2 protein-coding genes and 1 pseudogene are annotated in these 2,078 nt (G+C 71.8%); 2 read left to right on the forward strand and 1 reads right to left on the reverse strand.

Translation table 11 applies throughout. The annotated features are described in order from the left end of the window. Both WBA97_RS16060 and WBA97_RS16065 read left to right on the forward strand, forming a co-directional pair. Window positions 1-397 (forward strand): annotated as a pseudogene (locus WBA97_RS16060) (shikimate dehydrogenase); the annotation flags it as partial. Between the two features lie 236 nt (window positions 398-633). Continuing rightward, a complete protein-coding gene (locus WBA97_RS16065; protein ID WP_424231618.1) occupies window positions 634-1,269 on the forward strand; it encodes a prepilin peptidase in 636 nt (211 codons plus the stop codon). Window positions 1,270-1,548: 279 nt separating this feature from the next. Here WBA97_RS16065 and WBA97_RS16070 read toward each other — a convergent pair. After that, window positions 1,549-2,078: FAD-dependent oxidoreductase (locus tag WBA97_RS16070; protein ID WP_424231619.1), on the reverse strand; the 530-nt coding region annotated here is incomplete at its 5' end.

Consider the following 2,078-nt stretch of genomic DNA (forward strand, 5'->3'; position numbering starts at 1 on the left):
GACGGTCGTGGTGCGGGACCCCGCACGCGCCGAGGCGGCGGTGGCGTGCGCGGCGGCGGCAGGGATGAGGCTCGAGGTCGTGGCGTGGGCGTCGGCGGACCTCCCGGCGCTGGCGGCGGGATCGTCGGTGCTGGTGAACACGGCCCCGCCGGACGCGGTCGACCCGGCCGCGCTCGGCGGCACCCCGTTCCTGCTCGATGTCATCTATCACCCGTGGCCGACCCCGCTCGCTATCGCGGTCGCCGAACACGGCGGCGGGGTGGCGACGGGCCTGGACATGTTGCTGCACCAGGCTTTCGGGCAGGTCGAACAGTTCACCGGAAAGGTGGCGCCCCGCCGGGCGATGCGCGACGCACTGCACACGGCGACGGGTGGAATCCTGCCACTGCCGCTCTAAGGTGGGGCGCGTGGACGAGGAACAGCTGCGTGCCGTGACGGAGGACACGCGTGCCGAGCACGAGACAGGCACTGTCCACACGGGACTGACGATACGTGCAGGACTACGCGGACGCGAAAACCGAAGTGGTGAAACAGATCCTGACGATGGCCTGCGCGTAGACCAGTCCGAGCGAATGTCCCATTCGTACGGACTTCTCCTTGCCTCATCACGCTCCCCAGTGGACCGTGGAACTCATGAACCTCGCACTCCTCCTGGCCGCAGCGGGCCTCACCGCGGGCGCGGCAGGCCAAGTTCTGCTGACCCGCCTGCGCAGAGGGGCGGTGGTCCACAAAGGATGGTGCGCGATCGGCGTTGCGGCGCTGTGGGCGCTGGCAGGCTGGCGGGCCGAAGCGGGCCATCTCCCGTGGTGGTGGCTGCCGATCCCGTTGGTGGTGGCGTGGTTCGCGGTCACGTTGACGGTGGTGGACCTGAAACACCGCCGCCTGCCGAACACACTGACACTGGGGGCCTACCCCGCGATCGCCCTGACGACAGCGGTGGCGGCAACCCAGGCGGGCTGGCAGATGGCGGAAGGCGCCCTCCTGGGTGCGACGATCCTGGGCACGACCTACCTGGCGGTGCACCTGCTGTGGCCAACGGCGATGGGCGGCGGAGACGTGAAACTGTCCGGTAGCCAGGGCGCGGTGTTAGGCGCGGTCGGCTGGCCGGCAGTGCTGGTGGGCACGACACTGGCGGCCCTGCTGACGCTGGCCTTACACGCCCTGGCCCCGAAACGCCACCGGGCAAGATGGCGCACCGGCATCCCCCACGGCCCAGCCCTCCTGACCGCGACGTACGTGATAGCCACCTTCCCGGCGGTCCCGGGATGAGGCCGGGCCGGGCCGGGCTCGGAGGGAGCGACCGGCAAAGCCGTTCACGCGCTGGCCGGAGCTGGCCCGGTTCGCAGGTGCGCTCCCCTGGAAAGGGTGTTCGGGTCGCTCACCTGGATCCGCCGAGATTCTTGTCGGTTTGTCTGGTCGTGTGACGGGGCTCGGCCTGGTCAAGCCCGCTGCGCGGTTATCGGGCGCGCGGCGCCCGACATGGAGAACTTGCCGGGCTCGGCGGCGATCGCGGCTTCCCGTTCCTGGCTCGGACTCAGACGCGGGGCACTAGAAGCGGTCGAGGCGGCAGCCCGCCAGCGCCGGCTCGACGGTGCCGTGGACCAGTTCCCGTGCGATCAGGTGGCCTACGACCGGGGCGAGCGTGACCGCCGCGTGCATCACCGCCAGGTAGAGGCCGGGCACCTCGGGGACCGGGCCGATGATCGGTTCGCCGTCGACCGGCATGGGGCGGGCGCCGACCCGGGTGCTGAGTAGCTCGACGGCTGCCGCGCCGAGGAAGGTGGACCGTATGGCGGCGAGAGTCCGGTCGGGCGAGTCCGCGGCGGCGTGTAGCCGGTCTGTGGCGGCCTGCCGGAGATCGAAGTCCCGGTTGTGGACCACGGTGCGGACCAGGCCGGCCGGGGCGCGGAGCCGGAAGAGCGTCGCCGGTGACGGCTCGACCGGGACGTGAATGCCGAGCGGCGCGGCCAGCGCGGCAGTGGCCACTCCGGCCGCGAGCACCACAGTCGCACTGTCGAGAGGGCCCGCGGCCGTCTCGACCCCGGTGACCCGACCCGCGCCGTCCCGGCGGACGGCGA

Source organism: Actinophytocola sp. (genome assembly GCF_049647105.1).
Taxonomy (GTDB): domain Bacteria; phylum Actinomycetota; class Actinomycetes; order Mycobacteriales; family Pseudonocardiaceae; genus Actinophytocola.

Bases quoted from the DNA above. Each gene is read 5' to 3' on its own strand.
- WBA97_RS16065 (WP_424231618.1), top strand. From the start codon at position 634: ATGAACCTCGCACTCCTCCTGGCCGCAGCGGGCCTCACCGCGGGCGCG.